16 protein-coding genes and 1 riboswitch are annotated in these 16,452 nt (G+C 37.2%); of the genes, 6 read left to right on the forward strand and 10 right to left on the reverse strand.

Annotated features, from left to right (window positions below; genetic code table 11):
- The first annotated feature begins 442 nt into the window (after positions 1–442).
- The 3 genes from thiM to AABE15_RS06740 are packed head-to-tail and all read left to right on the forward strand — an operon-like array spanning position 443 to position 3,687.
- Positions 443–1,264 carry a hydroxyethylthiazole kinase gene (thiM, locus tag AABE15_RS06730; RefSeq protein ID WP_338330520.1) on the forward strand — a complete coding sequence of 274 codons (822 nt, stop codon included), beginning with the start codon at positions 443–445 and terminating at the stop codon, positions 1,262–1,264.
- A gap of 28 nt (positions 1,265–1,292) precedes the next feature.
- Entirely contained in the window at positions 1,293–2,672 is a 1,380-nt protein-coding gene (locus AABE15_RS06735) for an MBOAT family O-acyltransferase (RefSeq protein WP_338330521.1), read from the forward strand.
- On the forward strand, positions 2,647–3,687 hold the full coding sequence (locus tag AABE15_RS06740) for a hypothetical protein (RefSeq protein WP_338330522.1): 1,041 nt from the start codon (positions 2,647–2,649) through the stop codon (positions 3,685–3,687). Before AABE15_RS06735 ends, AABE15_RS06740 begins: the two co-directional genes overlap by 26 nt.
- A gap of 126 nt (positions 3,688–3,813) precedes the next feature.
- Here AABE15_RS06740 and AABE15_RS06745 read toward each other — a convergent pair whose 3' ends face one another.
- Positions 3,814–4,440: a glutathione S-transferase N-terminal domain-containing protein gene (locus AABE15_RS06745; protein ID WP_338330523.1), complete on the reverse strand. Its 627-nt coding sequence runs from the start codon at positions 4,438–4,440 to the stop codon at positions 3,814–3,816.
- 55 nt (positions 4,441–4,495) lie between these two features.
- Entirely contained in the window at positions 4,496–5,116 is a 621-nt protein-coding gene (locus AABE15_RS06750; protein ID WP_338330524.1) for a VTT domain-containing protein, read from the reverse strand.
- Positions 5,117–5,302: 186 nt separating this feature from the next.
- Between AABE15_RS06750 and AABE15_RS06755 the strand changes: the two genes are divergently transcribed.
- Positions 5,303–6,346, forward strand: a complete 1,044-nt coding sequence (locus AABE15_RS06755; protein ID WP_338330525.1) for a COX15/CtaA family protein — start codon at positions 5,303–5,305, stop codon at positions 6,344–6,346.
- Positions 6,347–6,372: 26 nt separating this feature from the next.
- The gene (locus tag AABE15_RS06760) at positions 6,373–7,824 is read left to right on the forward strand and encodes a metallopeptidase TldD-related protein (protein ID WP_338330526.1); all 1,452 of its coding nucleotides are present in this window, start codon (positions 6,373–6,375) and stop codon (positions 7,822–7,824) included.
- Here the strand turns inward: AABE15_RS06760 and AABE15_RS06765 are convergent.
- Positions 7,798–8,454 carry a YigZ family protein gene (locus AABE15_RS06765; protein WP_338330527.1) on the reverse strand — a complete coding sequence of 219 codons (657 nt, stop codon included), beginning with the start codon at positions 8,452–8,454 and terminating at the stop codon, positions 7,798–7,800. The two genes, AABE15_RS06760 and AABE15_RS06765, sit on opposite strands and share 27 nt — an antisense overlap.
- A gap of 481 nt (positions 8,455–8,935) precedes the next feature.
- Between AABE15_RS06765 and AABE15_RS06770 the strand changes: the two genes are divergently transcribed.
- Positions 8,936–11,353: a DUF3772 domain-containing protein gene (locus AABE15_RS06770; RefSeq protein WP_338330528.1), complete on the forward strand. Its 2,418-nt coding sequence runs from the start codon at positions 8,936–8,938 to the stop codon at positions 11,351–11,353.
- A 31-nt stretch (positions 11,354–11,384) separates the two neighbouring features.
- On the opposite strand, the gene AABE15_RS06775 is transcribed toward AABE15_RS06770, so the two are convergent.
- From AABE15_RS06775 to AABE15_RS06805, 7 genes are all read right to left on the reverse strand, one after another.
- On the reverse strand, positions 11,385–12,347 hold the full coding sequence (locus AABE15_RS06775; RefSeq protein WP_338330529.1) for a ThiF family adenylyltransferase: 963 nt from the start codon (positions 12,345–12,347) through the stop codon (positions 11,385–11,387).
- Positions 12,348–12,358: 11 nt separating this feature from the next.
- On the reverse strand, positions 12,359–12,946 hold the full coding sequence (locus AABE15_RS06780; RefSeq protein WP_338330530.1) for a thiamine phosphate synthase: 588 nt from the start codon (positions 12,944–12,946) through the stop codon (positions 12,359–12,361).
- Between the two features lie 2 nt (positions 12,947–12,948).
- Positions 12,949–13,713 carry a thiazole synthase gene (locus tag AABE15_RS06785; RefSeq protein ID WP_338330535.1) on the reverse strand — a complete coding sequence of 255 codons (765 nt, stop codon included), beginning with the start codon at positions 13,711–13,713 and terminating at the stop codon, positions 12,949–12,951.
- A complete protein-coding gene (gene thiS / locus AABE15_RS06790) occupies positions 13,713–13,910 on the reverse strand; it encodes a sulfur carrier protein ThiS (RefSeq protein WP_338330531.1) in 198 nt (65 codons plus the stop codon). Before thiS ends, AABE15_RS06785 begins: the two co-directional genes overlap by 1 nt.
- Positions 13,907–14,839 carry an FAD-dependent oxidoreductase gene (locus AABE15_RS06795; RefSeq protein WP_338330532.1) on the reverse strand — a complete coding sequence of 311 codons (933 nt, stop codon included), beginning with the start codon at positions 14,837–14,839 and terminating at the stop codon, positions 13,907–13,909. The genes thiS and AABE15_RS06795 overlap by 4 nt, the downstream gene beginning before the upstream one ends.
- A gap of 105 nt (positions 14,840–14,944) precedes the next feature.
- Positions 14,945–15,067: riboswitch (TPP riboswitch) on the reverse strand.
- A 72-nt stretch (positions 15,068–15,139) separates the two neighbouring features.
- Positions 15,140–15,721, reverse strand: a complete 582-nt coding sequence (locus AABE15_RS06800) for a uracil-DNA glycosylase family protein (RefSeq protein ID WP_338330533.1) — start codon at positions 15,719–15,721, stop codon at positions 15,140–15,142.
- Between the two features lie 7 nt (positions 15,722–15,728).
- Positions 15,729–16,436 carry an NAD-dependent deacylase gene (locus AABE15_RS06805; protein ID WP_338330534.1) on the reverse strand — a complete coding sequence of 236 codons (708 nt, stop codon included), beginning with the start codon at positions 16,434–16,436 and terminating at the stop codon, positions 15,729–15,731.
- Positions 16,437–16,452: the final 16 nt, after the last annotated feature.

Below are 16,452 nucleotides of genomic sequence, written 5' to 3' on the forward strand. Positions count from 1 at the left end.
ATTTACTACTATTATTCTCTTTGAGAAAAATACATATTAAAATAATAATATTGACGAGGTAATTCTAAGAATAAAAAATATAAATTTTTTCAAGATGCCAAATTACTTCATAAGATAAAACGCTCAAATTCAAACCGCACTGCTTAGTCTGACACGTTCTATTCTTGTTTTGATAAACGTCTTTATTGTATCAGAATAAAAAATATTAGAATTGTTAGAAAAAAAATTTTTTATTATACATAATTTAATTTCTCCAATTTACCCCTATTGTTAAAATTTTTATTTTCAAATTTTTGAATAATGTTTTCTTGCGTTATTTACATTATGTAACTACTTTATCTGATAGAATTTAATACATTTAGTATTTATAATCTTCTTCTTTTAGACCGTGCATATTTACTTAATTTATTCTTTTCATAAAATAAACGAGCGCCCCATTATTATGTATGATATCCAAAGCATTGCAGATACACTAAATAAAATTAGACAAAAAACTCCCCTTATTCATAACATAACAAATATTGTAGCCTCAAACTATACCGCTAACGCACTACTAAGCCTTGGTGCCTCACCTGCTATGATCAATGCAGAAGAGGAGGTAAGCGAATTTGTATTAAAAGCCAACGCTTTAGTTATTAACTTAGGGACTCTAACGAAAGCACAAGCCCATTCTATGAAGATGGCTTCACTAACCGCAAGTTGCCATCGCATTCCTTGGGTATTGGATCCCGTAGGTGTAGGCGCGAGTAATTTTCGTTCTACAATTGCTTTGGAACTTGTACAAAACCAGCCTAATGCCATTCGAGGGAATGCCTCTGAAATATTAACACTTTATCATATTTGCTACAATCAAACCCTTGGTTCCAGTGGTCGTGGCGTGGATAGTTTAGATGAACCAGAACACGCACTGAATGCAGCAAAAGATTTGGCCACATCCTACCAAACTATCGTTTCAATTAGTGGAAAAACCGATTACATTACAGACGGCAAAAAAACCATCTCTGTTCATAATGGACACAATTTAATGCCTAAAATAACGGGGTCGGGTTGCAGTGCAACCGCCATTACAGCAGCATGTTTAAGTGTAGAAGAAGACACACTGGCAGCGTGCGCGCACGCAATGGTTATCATGGGTCTTGCAGGCGAGCTGGCTTCCCATTATTGTAAAGGACCTGGAAGTTTGCAAATGGCTTTGCTTGACGAACTTTATTGTTTAACCGAAGAGAAACTTATTCATAACGCCAAAATTCAATTTGTAGAATAATCATACTCTACCAAACTAAAATAGGTATATGTTATTTAGCTCCCAAAGTTTTTTACTCTTATTTTTACCCGTCGTGTTATGTATCTTTTACAGTCTTGCCTCTGTAAGAATATGGCGCCAACTTACCCTAATTACCGCTTCGTTGGTTTTTTACAGTTCTTGGAACTGGAAATTTGTACCCATTTTAATTATTCTAACCTTATTCAATTGGCTTATTGTTTGCCAATACGGTAGAACATACAGAAAAATATGGCTTACTTTCGGTATTACGTTCAATATTGCCGTCTTACTTTTCTTCAAATACACCAATTTCTTTGCAGCAAATATAGAACAACTTTTTGGAATACCTCACACTACGTGGCAAATCCTTTTACCACTAGGCATTTCGTTTTTCATATTTCAAAAAATTTCTTATTTGATTGATCTAAAACGTGGAGCAACACAAGTTTATAAACTTATTGATTTTGCCGAGTTTGTCACTTTTTTCCCTCAACTTATTGCCGGACCTATCGTACGCCATAACGAAATTATACCCCAATTCGAGATCAATCCCAAAAATCCATTTTTATGGGAAAATATAGGAAAAGGGTTATGCTTTATATTAATTGGTTTATTCAAAAAAGTCGGTATTGCTGACAGTTTGGCCATGACGAGTAATCCTTTATTTGATAAGGCATTACAGGGCCACGCTTTAAGTTGTATGGAAAGCTGGATCGCCGCGATTGCCTATAGTTTACAAATTTTTTTCGACTTTTCTGGCTATTCTGACATGGCCATAGGCCTAGCGCTGCTTTTTGGTTTAAGCCTGCCTTTTAATTTTAACGCCCCCTATCAAGCAAAGAGCTTACAAGAATTTTGGCATCGATGGCATATGACCCTCTCCCGCTTTTTAAGAGATTATCTTTATATACCTATGGGGGGAAACCGATGCGAATTCATACGACAAAATAGCCATCTTCTAGCAACCATGCTTATTGCTGGGTTATGGCATGGAGCCAATTGGACCTTCGTGGCTTGGGGGGGATTGCATGGCTTAGGACTCTGTTTAAATCATATCAAGAAAAATTATTTTTCCTTTAAAATGCCTAGAAGTATTTCTTGGCTATTGACCTTATTGTTTTTAATCTTTAGCTGGGTCTTATTTCGTTCCGAAAACTTTTCGACGGCTTATCAAATATGGCAGTCTATGCTTGGATTTCACGTCCAAGGCACATATGAAATTAAGCACAATTTAATTTTTTTTACCGCTATTGTGATCGCTTTAACTAGCCCTTCTAGCCAAACGCTCATCCATACCTATGTAAAACCGTCAAAATACATTGCACTCCCTTTAGGGCTTATCGCAGCGTATTTTATTTTATTGATCGGAGGGCGTATTCCTGATGCCTTTATCTACTTCCGATTTTAATAGGTGGCGACGCTTTTCCTTAACGTTGCTCATAACATGTATGGGAGCTATTTTTCTGCTGTGGCTCTTCATCATTTTTGTTGATCCTTGGGGAATGCTGCCTTTATCACCTCCTTTTAAACGCATACCTATTTCAACTAACGCACGATACAGTTTCCCAGCACTAGCTATTGATAAAAAATTTAATTCAATAATTATAGGGACATCAACGAGCAGGCCTTTACAACCTCAATGGCTTGACACCCAATTTAAAACTAAATTTGTTAATTTATCCATGAATTCAGCAACACCATGGGAACAGGAAAGAATATTTAATCTTTTTTTACAGACACACCCTACCCCTAAGGTTGTTATTTTCAACATGGATCAAGCATGGTGTTTTGGCGATCCTGAAAAACCTAATAGACCTTTTCCTTTATGGATGTACGGTTCCTCACGTTGGAAAGGGTATCTAACCATGGCTAATCTTTATGCTTTACAAGAGGCATTTAATCAATTTCTTTGGCTTGTCGGGCTAAAAAAGCAACGCTATGGTTCGGATGGTTTCACCCCTTTACTCCCTGCAAACTTTGTTTATTCACCTCAAAAAGTAAATAAAGTATTTCAGGAATGGGATCAACCCGATAATCGGTTCGTAGGGGATGAACTCCTCGAACAACCTGCCTTAAATAGATTATATCGAATGCTTAACAAATTGCCTAAAGAAACCGTAAAAATAATCATTATTCCTCCTTTCTCTGCTGAATTTTATGGAAAGAAAAAGGGATTAACGGCAACAAATTGGAAGTTGTTTAAAGAAAATCTTGCAAGGCTGATGAGTAAAACACCTAAAGGATACCTAATCGATTTTGCGATCATTAACCAAATTACAACGAATAGATATAACTTTTGGGATCCTATCCATTACCGACCTTTTGTTGCGGACCAAATTATGCAGTCTATTGTCCAAGCAGTTCTTCAAAAAAAGCCCATGCCTAATCATTTTAATCAAATACTGAGTTTACCTAAATCCTAAACTAGATTAATGCCAAAATAACACTCGTTGCTTTCTTTATTTCGTAGTCACTTTGAACAATCTATACTAAGTATTGTTTTTTACTATATCTTTCAAATTGTTCAAACTGACCGAAAAGATAACGCTTTAATGCGTTTTTTTATGTTCTAACCCTTCATCTCTAAACGCCTTCATAACACCAGAATCTTTTTCCATTTTTTGATAAAAAAAAGTTAGATTTTTTAGATGGGAGAAATCAATATTAAGCGCTTTTGCCCACGTTAAAGTCATAAATAAATACGGATCCGCTACGCTACGAAAACCAGTCAACCATTCGTTACCATTTAACTGTGCATCAGCAACTGTAAAAAATTTAAGCACGCGTTCTCTTCCAGCTTTTTCCAAAGCCTGTAGGACATGAGTATCCGAACTGATTTTTTTACCACCAAATACCAACCCAAAGGCAGGATGAATATCTGAATTAATAAAAGTTAACCATTTCAAAGCAAAACATTTTTGCTCTAAAGAACCATCTCCAAGCAATTTTGCTTTGGGAAAACGTTCCGCGATGTACATTAAAATAGCGCAATTTTGCGTAAGAACGTAAGATCCATCTGTTATGACAGGCACTTGTCCCAACGGATTTAATTTTAAAAACTTGGGATCCTTCAATGTTTCTGGAGTAACTTTTTCACATTCGAATTCAGCGTCACACCAGACAAGAGCGATATGGTCTGCCGTCGAACACGAACCTGGTTTAGAATATAATTTCATTATTTTTCTCATTTATTTAATATGACTAAATTATAATTTAAACGCTTTTCACACGTTACGACAAATCACTTTTTCGGGCAAATGAAGATTTCATCAACCATAGCCCTAGAAACGCCGAAGCCAAAAATAAAATTAGACTTAAACTAATTTGCCCCATATGCCCTATTCGTACACCGCTTCCTAATAAAACAAAAACTATTGTTTGTGGAGTGCTTCCCAAAAAAGCAGCCGCAACGAAAGAAGTAAACCGTATTCCTATTATCCCGCACGTTACATTAAGTAAAAGCGAAGATCCAACGGGCATAAGTCGGAACATGAGTACAGAAGAAAAAGGATTTTCACGAATAAATTTATCTAATTTTTTAATTTTCTTGTGAGCCAAATATTTTTTTGCCCACTCACCACCAAGCCAAAGAGCCCACAAATAAGCAAAAATTGCACCCAATACTGTAGCGACTACTGCATAGAGTATACCCATCTCAAACCCATAGAGAACCCCGGATGTAAAGCAAACGACTTGTCTTGGGAAACCCACAGTACATAGAATAATAATAAGAGATAAAAATAAAAACTGACCCTTTACATCATGTTGAAAAACATTACGCTTATTAATTACAAGATCCATACCATGAAAATAATGCACTAGCCCTATAACCAATAAAATACCTAGGACCATAATGATGGGCCTATACAACTGAATTATGATTGAACATATTTTATCGTTCTTAATATGCGACATCTTTACCTTTAAAATTAATCGAAAAAACTTGACTTGTTGAATCTTATTGATAAGGCTAAATTTAAATTCTATTTCTTAATTATTTTAGTTCTTTGTAACCTCTATTTAAATAATTCTCTACCCATGAAAAATAGTAAAATTATATCTAACTGGTTATTCCTTATTTGTTTTTTGTTGCTGGGCATGATTGTTTTGGGAGGCTACACTCGTCTATCTGGATCTGGCCTATCGATCATGGATTGGAAGCCTGTTACAGGAATTATTCCGCCCCTTAATCATCAGGAGTGGGTCAGAGAATTTAACCTTTACAAAACCATACCTCAATACACAATCCTTAATAAAGGTTTTGGTCTAGATGGATTTAAACAGATTTTTTGGGCAGAATGGAGCCATCGATTTTTGGGAAGATTAATCGGCATCGTTTTATTTATCCCTTTGATTTATTTTCTTATTAAAAAGATGATTAGCAAACCTTTGGCCATCAGACTTTTTATTTTCTTTATTTTAGGCGGTTTGCAAGGCAGTATAGGGTGGTTCATGGTTTATTCAGGCTTCCAGAAAAATAGTATTGCTGTTGAACCCATCCGCTTGGTATTACACCTTTCCTTTGCTTTAATGCTTTACGCTGCTATTTTATGGACAGCTTTATCAGTACAATTGTCAAATTTTACGCCGACTAACCCCAAAAAAACATCCAAATTTTTAAGAATACTTCTTTACGTGGATAGCTTGCTATTGACTTTCACTATTATTGCGGGTGGATTTACTGCAGGTACCCATGCAGGCAGGTCTTTTAATACTTTTCCTTTAATGAGTGGTAAAATTTTTCCTGATGGATACAATCAATTCTCTCCATTTTGGTTAAACTGGGTTGAAAATATAGCCGCTATACAATTCAATCATAGATTGCTCGCTACCCTGACGACCATTGCGATCTTTGCGACTATCTATGCCGGATGGAAAACAAACGCAGACAATACCTTAAAAAAAATACTAATTTCGATGGGGTGGACCGTCTTTATTCAATATCTTTTAGGAATAACGACACTGCTGCTTGTGGTTCCCATATGGGCTGGAACTATACACCAAGGGGTTGCAATTATTCTATTGACAATTGTTATCATAGCTCTGCATTGTTCGAGTAATCCTAAAGCAATTCTTGTTTAAAAATATCATCTTCAGAAAGAGATTTGATGAACGAACGTATTAATACATTAATGACAACAGATGATTTATTTTTCAATTCACCTAGTACCCATCTTGATTTACAACACACAGAACGTACCATTAATCAAACCCTAGAGTATATGGACGATGGCGAGCTTTTTCTTGAATACTGCGAAACAGAAATGATCAGTATTGAAGATAATACGATACGCACAGCAACTACGGACATCACTTCTGGATTTGGCCTTCGTTCTGTATTGGAAACAGAAACAGCATTTGCCCATTCCAACGAATTAAACGATGAAGCGTTAAAACGAGCCAGTGCGACGGTTAGAGAATTGTCTATGGGTCGAAAAGGATCTATGTCCGAAAAACCTATTGCGACAAACCAACGATTATATTCTGCTAAAAATCCTCTTTATCAAGAAAGTTTTGCTATACGGTCTGAATTGCTTTACAAAATAAATGCGTATGCGCGTCAAAAAAATAAAAATGTTGTACAAGTGAGCGCCTCCATTACGGGTGAATGGCAAGCCATACAAATTATCAGAGCAGACTACTTTAGAGCTGCCGATATTAGACCTCTCGTGAGACTTAACGTTTCTGTCATTACGGAGATAGGCAACAGAAGAGAAATAGGCTCTTACGGCTATGGCGGACGTTATGGCTATGATGAAATTACACCAGAACCTTTATGGAAATTTGCAGTGGATGAAGCATTGCGACAATCTTTAATTAACCAAGAAAGTAAGCCTGCTCCTGCAGGCGAAATGGACGTTGTACTAGCCGCTGGTTGGCCAGGTATCCTTCTTCATGAAGCAATTGGCCATGGGTTGGAAAGCGACTTTAACCGCAAAGGCACTTCAGCTTTTACAAAATTAATGGGACAACGAATTGCTTCTCCGGGTGTTACCGTCGTTGATGATGGTACTATTGCCAAACGTAGAGGAAGTTTGACTATTGATGATGAAGGCACCCCCACGCAAAGAACAACACTTATTGAAGATGGATATTTAACTGGTCTGATGTACGATCGATTAAACGCACGCTTAATGGGCAAGCACCCAACTGGAAACGGGAGAAGGCAATCCTTTGCTCATGCTCCTATTCCTCGCATGACAAATACCTTTATGCTCTCTGGCACTTCTTCTTTAGACGATATGATTAAAAATACAAAAAAAGGTCTATTCGCTGTTAATTTCGGTGGGGGACAAGTAGACATTACCTCTGGTAAATTCGTTTTCTCTACTTCTGAAGCGTATTTAATCGAAAATGGTAAGGTTACTTATCCTGTTAAAGGGGCAACATTAATAGGAAATGGCCCAGATGCATTAACTAAAATTACCATGATTGGCGACGAGATGCAGCTCGACCAAGGAATTGGCACCTGTGGAAAAGCAGGTCAAGGGGTTCCGGTCGGCGTCGGACAACCCTCTTTAAAATTATCTGGTTTAACAGTTGGAGGTACCGATATCTAGTTCATTAGGAAAATCAATAAGGATTTGACCACGTGTTAGGTCTTTAAGACGTGCACACAAAGCTTGCGACACGTCTAGGGGAACAAAAAATATTATCTCAACGTCTTGATCAAATCGTTCACTTATAAGTTGAGCATCGTATTCCACTATACGGGTACGTATCAATAGATGGTCCTTAAAACTGCACAGAAGACGGATTTTCACTTGAGGTTTGTATTCTATTGATTTTGCTTGCCTTAGACATTCAGCTGTCACCCCGCTATAAGCACGGACCAAACCACCCGCCCCAAGCTTAATACCACCAAACCAACGACTAACTATTAATAAAATGCAATCAAAATTGAGCTTTTCAATCACGTGTAGTATAGGTCTTCCAGCTTTACCCACAGGTTCACCATCGTCATCATATTTTGCATAAGGTGCAACACGCATGGCCCAACAATGATGCGTCGCTTCGATTGACCTTTGTTTATTTAACCACAATTTTCCTTCATCAATAGAATTAATGGGTATCGCGTTTGCTTGAAACACGCTTTTTTTTATCTCTTTATTGCATTGGAATGCTTCAACCAATCGTAAACTAAACTTATTTTTTTTCATAACTTCAAACAAGTGATTTAAAAAAAGCATTTATTTATTACCACTCCATAAAAAACATTTATCCGTAAAATATGTTTTTTAACTTAGTCGACTAAATATCATACTTAATTACTTTTTTTTCGCTGGCTAATTTTTTCCAGTCTATTTTAGCCTAGTTTGTCCACTGGTTACTTTGCTTGTCAAAAAACTGACATAAAATCCAAAGTATTCCGTACACTTTATCCATCTGTAATTCAATCTTTGTATAAAACAACTTAGAATATTTTGAATGGAGACGTCAAAAAAAATTACTTTTATTGTGGGAAAGAACAGTGAAAATAGTAAATTATAGGACAATTTATAAAAAAGTTTTATTAACCAAGCAGAATTAATTAAACAATTGTTTTTTCCTTAGTTTCTATTATGATAATTATTAGCTTCTCTATCGCTGAAATTTTGTTTTTAGTAACAAATAGATTTTAAATTCAATTAAACTCTTATCATTGAATGATCTCAGATGGAAAGTCTACTGATGAAATTGGTAAAAATCCCTTCTCTTTGTATTTTTATATTTTTAAGCTATTTTTTAATATGGCCTAGTTTAGCACAGAATGATAAAATTCCCGCAATTGTAAGAATTGACACTCCCCCAGTTCTTCTGAATGTTTCAAACAATAATTCTCAATCGCTTCTCAACAAATTTACTACTCAACTCAATGAAATTAATAAAAATTTACAAACACTCAATGGTACACAAAATCACGAAGCTTTTCGTTCTCTTTTGGTTAAAGCACAAGATGTTTACAGCGAAACATCTAAAATTTTAACTATTTTGAAACCAAGATTAACAGGCTATGATCAGGCGTTAAAACTGATTAATAATGTTTCTGAAGATAAGACTCAGGTGCAAAATGATAATTTCACGAAATATCGCGAAAATCTTATTAAAAACCGAAACGATATTAATACAAAAGTACAGCAAGCAACCATTTTACAGCTTGAAGCCAACAGTCAAATTGCGCAAATACAACAGTCTTTATCCAATATACAGCAAGTACAACTTTTTTCCCATTCTCCTTCTCCCTTAACTTTTCAGTTTTGGCAGCAGTTAAGCTATCATTTTCCTAACGACCTACATAAAATCAATAATATTTATAAAGATTTTATAAGATTATTTACGAACGCATGGAATGGCGGGTTTTTGGATCGTTTATCTATTTTTATAGGAATAGCATCCGCTATTTTAATCATTTTCGTCTTGCAACCACTGTTAATGCGTTCTCTTGTGCCCGTTATAGAAAAACTAACCCCGCCAACACGACTGAGACGTAGTCTAAAAACATTATTTACTGCAATTATTTTTTCACTCGCCGCGGGTTTATCTGCTACCCTTATCCTTACATGCGTAAACTACCAAGATAATGTAAATAGTCCCGCCTATTACTTTTCTCAAACCATAATTCATCAACTTTATTTTTGTGGATTTATTCTTGGGCTTTATCGTGGTTTCTTGGCCGTAAAAAAACCTCAATGGCGTTTACTTCCTATCAGCGACCAAGGGGCACAAGCGATAAGCTTGTTACCAAATTTATATGCTTTAATGATTTTTTTGCTTGGTATTGTTAAATATATTAATACGGCTAGCAACATTAGCTCTATAGGTCAACAACTCTCCAATGGTTTATTTACTTGTCTCGCAAGTTTACTTTTTATAGCTATACCCATAAGACTACGCAAAATTGGGCATGAACATTTAAATCGTTCTACCAAAAAAAACTTAGACATTCGTTTTATTGCGATCGCTATAGGACTTCCTATTTTTAGCGTAACAAGCATTATTGCCATTTTAATTGGTTACAATCATCTTGGTTATTCCATGTGTGTCTGGCTTAACTGGGTCATTTTGGTATGCAGTGCTTTAAGCCTCTTTAAAATATTGCTCAACGACATTACCAGTTTAATGCTAGATCCCCATCGCTGGTTGGGGAAAAAATTACAAATTTTAGGAGTACGTCCTCAAAGCATGGAACAACTATCCACAGTAGTTAATGGATTCATTTCCCTGCTAACCATTGTTCTTATCCTTGCCTCTGTTGTGTCTCCTGGCAATTTTGATCTCTTGGATTTTATCGATAACCTTACGCATACGTTAACCACACAAAAAATTGGTAGTTTCACTCTTTCTTTTTCAACTATCTTTCAAGCGTTGCTTGTCTTAGTGATTGGTTTATACTGCATCAAAGTGGTTCGTAAGTGGCTTAACGAAAAACTATTTCCCAAAACCTCACTTGATAGTGCAACTCAAAATTCCATTGATACTATATTTAATTATTGTTGCTGGGTTGGGGTTGCAATTATCTTTCTATCTATACTAGGCGTAACAACGCAAAACATTACCTGGATTATCAGTGCATTATCTGTTGGTATTGGTTTTGGCCTACAAGCTATTGTACAAAATTTTGTTTCTGGATTAATCTTGCTTGCAGAAAGACCAGTGCGTATTGGTGACGTCGTTACGATAGGTGGCTCTAAAGGAACGATAATGAGCATCAAGGTTCGTGCAACCGAAATACAACTACCGGATTTATCTACTTTAATAGTTCCAAACTCACAACTTATTACGTCTTCTGTGCAAAATTCCACTCGCAGCCGTAATCTTGGTGTCGTTTCCGCCAAACTACCAATTATTTCAATCAAACACCTTAATGCTTCACGAGAATTAATCCTTAATATTATGAAGAAGCATCCTGAAGTGGTAGACTCACCAGAACCCAAAGTACTAGTGGATAGTATAACAGAAACAGCTTTAATGATCTCTATTACTTGTTATGTTAACCAGTCCAGCAATGTTGATATTGTTCGTAGTGAAATTTTTTCTCAGTATCTTAATTCTATTAATGAACTCGCTTCTAATGGCTACAAACTTGATGATAGCCACACTACCGACTAGAATTGATAATAGAAAATAATCCATAAAATCTTTAGGAATCAGCAATTATAGCAAAATTATTATATCCCTTGGCTTGTAAACGATAGCAAGCTTGAGCCGATCGTATTCCACTTTTACAAACAAAAACGATACGGCTCGAAAAAGGAAAACTATAATGTTCTACCTCCTGCGGAAGCAAACGTATCGCGTGCTCCGTAACCGTCTTGGGAGCCTCTTCTTTACTTCGCAACTCAACCACAAAATCATTCTTATTAATATCCTGATGATCAATAAAACGTATCGTTGGCTCTTTTGGTTCTTTTTCTTCATCAAAACAAAATTGATTCAAACGCCATGTTAAACCATCAACAGATATAAATTGGCCTAAGGGCGAAATTGGAAAATCAAGAATCACGTTCAAAGCCATTTGAGCTTGTATCGAACCCATTAGCGAAACTATGGGTCCCATCACACCAACTGTATTACAATTCCCATCCCCAGGAACTATTTTAGGGAAAAGAGCGCGATAACTTGGTGCCTTCCCACAAAACCCACCTACATATCCTTTATACCCAATAACCGAGGCAGCGATGAGAGGAATAGACAAACGTTTGCAAACATCTGATAGCGTATAAGTGACCATGTAATTGTCGGCTGCATCGATAACCAAATCCATATTTTCTAACACAGAATGTACAGTTTTTGGGGTTAATTTAGTTAAGCAACTGTCAATATGACAAAATGGATTTTGCTTAGCCAAACTGATCTTAGCACAATCAACTTTGTTTTTTCCTATATCCTCCATACGATACAAAATTTGTCGATGCAAATTGCTTTCCTCGATACGATCATGATCGCACAGACGTAAAAAACCAATGCCAGCCCCACTAAGCAAAGGTAAAACGGTGCTTCCTAATCCACCGCAACCCACAACTAAAACCCTTGCTTTCGTAAGTTTTCTTTGTCCTACTTTCCCTATACCCTCTAAGCACATTTGGCGTTTATAGCGTTCCATATTAATCTTTCCTATACAATAACTAACCATTCTTTACAGCGTGCAACTGGATCAGGGGCTTGATGAATATCTGTAACCACGGCCACACTGTCTGCGCCAGCAAAAAAAACATCTTTTGCACGTGCAGGCGTTAGCCCACCAATAGCGACGAGAGGTATGGATTGTATTTTGTTCTTCCAAACCCTGACGCGCTCGAGTCCTTGGGGCTGCCATTTCATTTTTATAAGTAATGTTTCATACACAGGTCCTAAAGCCACATAATTGGGATTTAAGGCTAGGGCACGTTTCAACTCATGATGATCATGCGTCGATATACCAAAACGAACCTGTGCAAGACGTAACGCCTCAAAATCAGCGGTTTGTAAATCTTCCTGACCAAGATGAACAAAATTGATTCCCAAATCTAACGCTAAATGCCAATAATCATTTAAAACCAACTGAACCTTATAAAATTGACAGCAATGAAGGGCAGCTTTTATTTGGCTTTTAAGTTCGACCTCAGAAGTGTTTTTGATGCGCAGTTGAATAAGCTTAACCCCCAAAGGGGCTAGTTGCTCAATCAATCTTACAGAATGCGTGATGAGGTAAAACCGTTCCATTTTCAGATCAATTCCGCAAGACCATAAGCCGGTGTCGACGCTTCAGCCATATCACGTTTTTCCATCAACCCCGCATGATAAGCTTTTCGTCCAGCAACAATCGCCTCCCCAAACGCTTGGGCCATTTTTATCGGATCTTTGGCCTTAGCAATTGCTGTATTGAGCAAAACCCCGTCAAAACCCATTTCCATAGCTTCCATAGCTTGGCTTGGAGCACCAAGCCCAGCATCAATAATTAAAGGAGTTTTAGGAAAATAAGCACGCATAGATTTCAATGCTTCTTTGTTACGTAGCCCTTGCCCAGAACCTATTGGGGCACCCCAAGGCATCAGTACCTGACAACCAACCTCTAATAATTTTTCTCCGACAATTAAATCGTCTGTCGTATACGGAAAAACCGAAAACCCTTCCCTGCATAAAATTCGTGCCGCTTCAACCAAAGCAAAAGGATCTGGCTGTAATGTATCTGCATGACCTATCACTTCTAATTTAATCCAATTGGTATTAAACACTTCTTGTGCCATATGTGCCGTCGTTACTGCCTCTTTGACGGTAAAGCACCCTGCTGTATTGGGTAAGAACTTTTTATTTACCTCTTCAAGCAACTGACGGAATACGCCTCCTCCAGCCCCTTCACGCCTTAGGCTTACGGTAATGATGTCGGTTTGTGACGCTGCTATAGCCTTTGATAATAGTTCAGGTGAAGGATAGCATGCTGTCCCTAATAAAAATCTTGAACCGGGATTAAAATCGTAAAACACTGTGATTACCCCCCTTGCATAGGAGATAAAACTTCAATCTTAGCATCCTCATATAAGTTAAACGTTGAATATTCTCGTCTTGGTACAAAATTACCATTTACTGCGCTTGCAACACAGGTTGGATCTATTCCACATTCTTCAAAAAGCGCAAATAAGGTTCCGACATCGGTTTCAACTGTTTTTCCATTTAAGTAAATTTTCATGATTTCGATTCCTGAGAGATATAGTTTAGTAATTGATTTGCCATATAAGGAGCCAGCAAATAACCATGACGATACATGCCATTTACAAAAAAACACCCTTCTTGGTATTCAATTTTGGGCATGTTGTCAGGATAAGCTGGACGTAATCCCGTTCCTGTTTCAATAATACGCGCTTCGGCAAAGGCAGGATGAATAGCGTAAGCCGAGCTTAACATTTCAATTAACGCCCTTGCACTGATAGGACTGGTATCATAGCTTTCAACCATGGTCGTACCCAACATATATTGACCATTATGACGTGGTACCAAATAACATAAGGCACGAGGGTGAAGAAGGCGTATAGCTCTTTTTAAATTAACGTCTGGACATTCAAAGTTAAGCATTTCACCTCGAACCGCTCTTAAATTTGAAATATTTTTAGCTGCGCGAATACCTGTACAATCAATAATATTACCCGACGGTTTTTGAGTATGAAAGTCAACGCCCGATGCAATCAACTTTTGGCGCAACTCATCTAAAGATAATCTTGGATCAAGGTGAGCTTCTTTTGGAAAATATAACCCTTTTGAAATATGACCTTTTAAATCGGGTTCTAAGTCTGAAGGATCAACCCATTCGTTCTCTTCTGTCATTTTTGCAAAACGAATAAGCTCCGCTGCATCTCGTGGAGGTGCCAGCACTAAACTACCATTTTTATGAACACTGGACACATGTTTGTCCCACCATTCAATGGCATTAATCCCCTGTTCTACGACTTCTTTAGATGCACTTTCTTGCTCACAATACGGTGCTAGCATTCCTCCCGCCAAATAGGACGCAGAAGGAACCGTAGGATCTTCAATAACCTCAATAGATTCACCTTTTTCGTGCAACACTGTAGCCACGCAAAGACCTGCGACTCCACTACCTATAACAGACCAATTCCTCATTTCATCCTGTCCAACTTTAATTAGGTATATTAAATACACCCTAAATGAATACGTTAAGACCCAGTGAAAGACAAAAAACGAATTGATCTATAGCAGAACACGGTTAAATCTATAGACTTGTTCTTCCTACGCCAGCATCATCTGGATCAGGTTAAAGGGTCGCCGAACTTATACAAAATCATCTATCGGCCTCTCAGTCTCTTATATGAGACTCCCCTGACAAAAGTGTTCTTAAAAGCATATTCAATTAAAACATTAAGTCAATCAAGCAAAATAAAAATTTACTGTTCGTGCTAGGCTTTAATACAAAATTTTTTTCATTAATGTACGAAGTTCCACCAATACATCTTGCTCAAAAAAAGGATTTTTTTTTGCCCAAGCTAATGTTCGCCAGGATGGATGCGGCAAAGGAAAAAACTGAGGAAGATAACTTCTAAAATTTTGTACACGCTCTGTTAATTTTCCTTTACCCAACACATAGTTTTGAGCATAGGATCCTACCAATAACGTAAGCTGAATATCAGGAAGGTGGCGTAATAATTGCTCACGCCACTGAGGCGCACACTCTTTACGGGGTGGTTGATCACCTCCTTTTTCTAAACGACCTGGATAACACAAGCCCATGGGGATAATGGATATTAACTCTTTATTGTAAAACGTTTCTCTATCAATTTGTAGCCATTCCCTCAAACGATCGCCAGAAGGATCATTAAAGGTAATACCACTTTCATGAGCTAACGTTCCTGGAGCTTGTCCGGTAATAAGCAAACGAGTCTTCGGAGATTCAATCTGTAAAATCGGCTTAGGTCCTAGAGGCAATCCTGTACAAATATGACAGGCACGAATATCATCCAACAAAGCTTTCAATGATTGTGATCTCATTTAAACGCTACTCATCTCTCAAAATTTTATTTACAAACTCTGGCACAAGTAACGTTGCAGGTCCAAAATAGCTTTCGTTAAAACGAGACGTTCCAAGGGATGCTTCTAAATTTAGTTCAACCGTACGAGCATGTTTTGGTACCAAATTAACAAAACCTGCCGCAGGGTAAACGACCCCTGAGGTTCCGACTGCAATAAAGAGGGTACATGATTTTAATGCCTGTTGTATTTCGTCCATAAAATAAGGCATTTCACCAAACCAAACTATATCTGGTCTTAATTGGGTTTTTCCGCATTGTGGACAGACTGTATCTACAAAACAGGGGGTATGCCATTCCGTTTTTAAATAACATGCAGTACAATATACCTTGTTCAATTCTCCATGCATATGAATGACGTTATGACTGCCTGCTTTTTCATGAAGATCATCAATGTTTTGGGTGACTAATAAGAATTCCGCTTTAATTTTTTTACATTCAATCGCTTTTTCAAGTTCTGCCAAAGCAATGTGCGCGTTGTTAGGTTTGACACTAGGTAAATCAGTCCTTAAACGATTATAAAATTCATGAACCTTCTGAGGATTTTTTTGAAAACCTAAAGGTGAACAAACTTCGTCCATACTGTATTTAGACCAAATACCGTTTGCATCCCTAAATGTATCGAGACCAGATTCTTTACTAACCCCTGCTCCAGTTAATATAACAATCTTTTTCATAGGCTTTGTCCTCTAG

This window comes from Commensalibacter sp. Nvir (assembly GCF_963921845.1).
GTDB lineage: Bacteria > Pseudomonadota > Alphaproteobacteria > Acetobacterales > Acetobacteraceae > Commensalibacter.

What these genes read in the sequence shown, in the direction of transcription:
- thiM (WP_338330520.1), top strand. Translation starts at nt 443, where the DNA reads ATGTATGATATCCAAAGCATTGCAGATACACTAAATAAAATTAGACAA.
- AABE15_RS06735 (WP_338330521.1), top strand. Translation starts at nt 1,293, where the DNA reads ATGTTATTTAGCTCCCAAAGTTTTTTACTCTTATTTTTACCCGTCGTG.
- AABE15_RS06740 (WP_338330522.1), top strand. Translation starts at nt 2,647, where the DNA reads ATGCCTTTATCTACTTCCGATTTTAATAGGTGGCGACGCTTTTCCTTA.
- AABE15_RS06745 (WP_338330523.1), bottom strand. Translation starts at nt 4,440, where the DNA reads ATGAAATTATATTCTAAACCAGGTTCGTGTTCGACGGCAGACCATATC.
- AABE15_RS06750 (WP_338330524.1), bottom strand. Translation starts at nt 5,116, where the DNA reads ATGGTCCTAGGTATTTTATTGGTTATAGGGCTAGTGCATTATTTTCAT.
- AABE15_RS06755 (WP_338330525.1), top strand. Translation starts at nt 5,303, where the DNA reads ATGAAAAATAGTAAAATTATATCTAACTGGTTATTCCTTATTTGTTTT.
- AABE15_RS06760 (WP_338330526.1), top strand. Translation starts at nt 6,373, where the DNA reads ATGAACGAACGTATTAATACATTAATGACAACAGATGATTTATTTTTC.
- AABE15_RS06765 (WP_338330527.1), bottom strand. Translation starts at nt 8,454, where the DNA reads ATGCTTTTTTTAAATCACTTGTTTGAAGTTATGAAAAAAAATAAGTTT.
- AABE15_RS06770 (WP_338330528.1), top strand. Translation starts at nt 8,936, where the DNA reads ATGAAATTGGTAAAAATCCCTTCTCTTTGTATTTTTATATTTTTAAGC.
- AABE15_RS06775 (WP_338330529.1), bottom strand. Translation starts at nt 12,347, where the DNA reads ATGGAACGCTATAAACGCCAAATGTGCTTAGAGGGTATAGGGAAAGTA.
- AABE15_RS06780 (WP_338330530.1), bottom strand. Translation starts at nt 12,946, where the DNA reads ATGGAACGGTTTTACCTCATCACGCATTCTGTAAGATTGATTGAGCAA.
- thiS (WP_338330531.1), bottom strand. Translation starts at nt 13,910, where the DNA reads ATGAAAATTTACTTAAATGGAAAAACAGTTGAAACCGATGTCGGAACC.
- AABE15_RS06795 (WP_338330532.1), bottom strand. Translation starts at nt 14,839, where the DNA reads ATGAGGAATTGGTCTGTTATAGGTAGTGGAGTCGCAGGTCTTTGCGTG.
- AABE15_RS06800 (WP_338330533.1), bottom strand. Translation starts at nt 15,721, where the DNA reads ATGAGATCACAATCATTGAAAGCTTTGTTGGATGATATTCGTGCCTGT.
- AABE15_RS06805 (WP_338330534.1), bottom strand. Translation starts at nt 16,436, where the DNA reads ATGAAAAAGATTGTTATATTAACTGGAGCAGGGGTTAGTAAAGAATCT.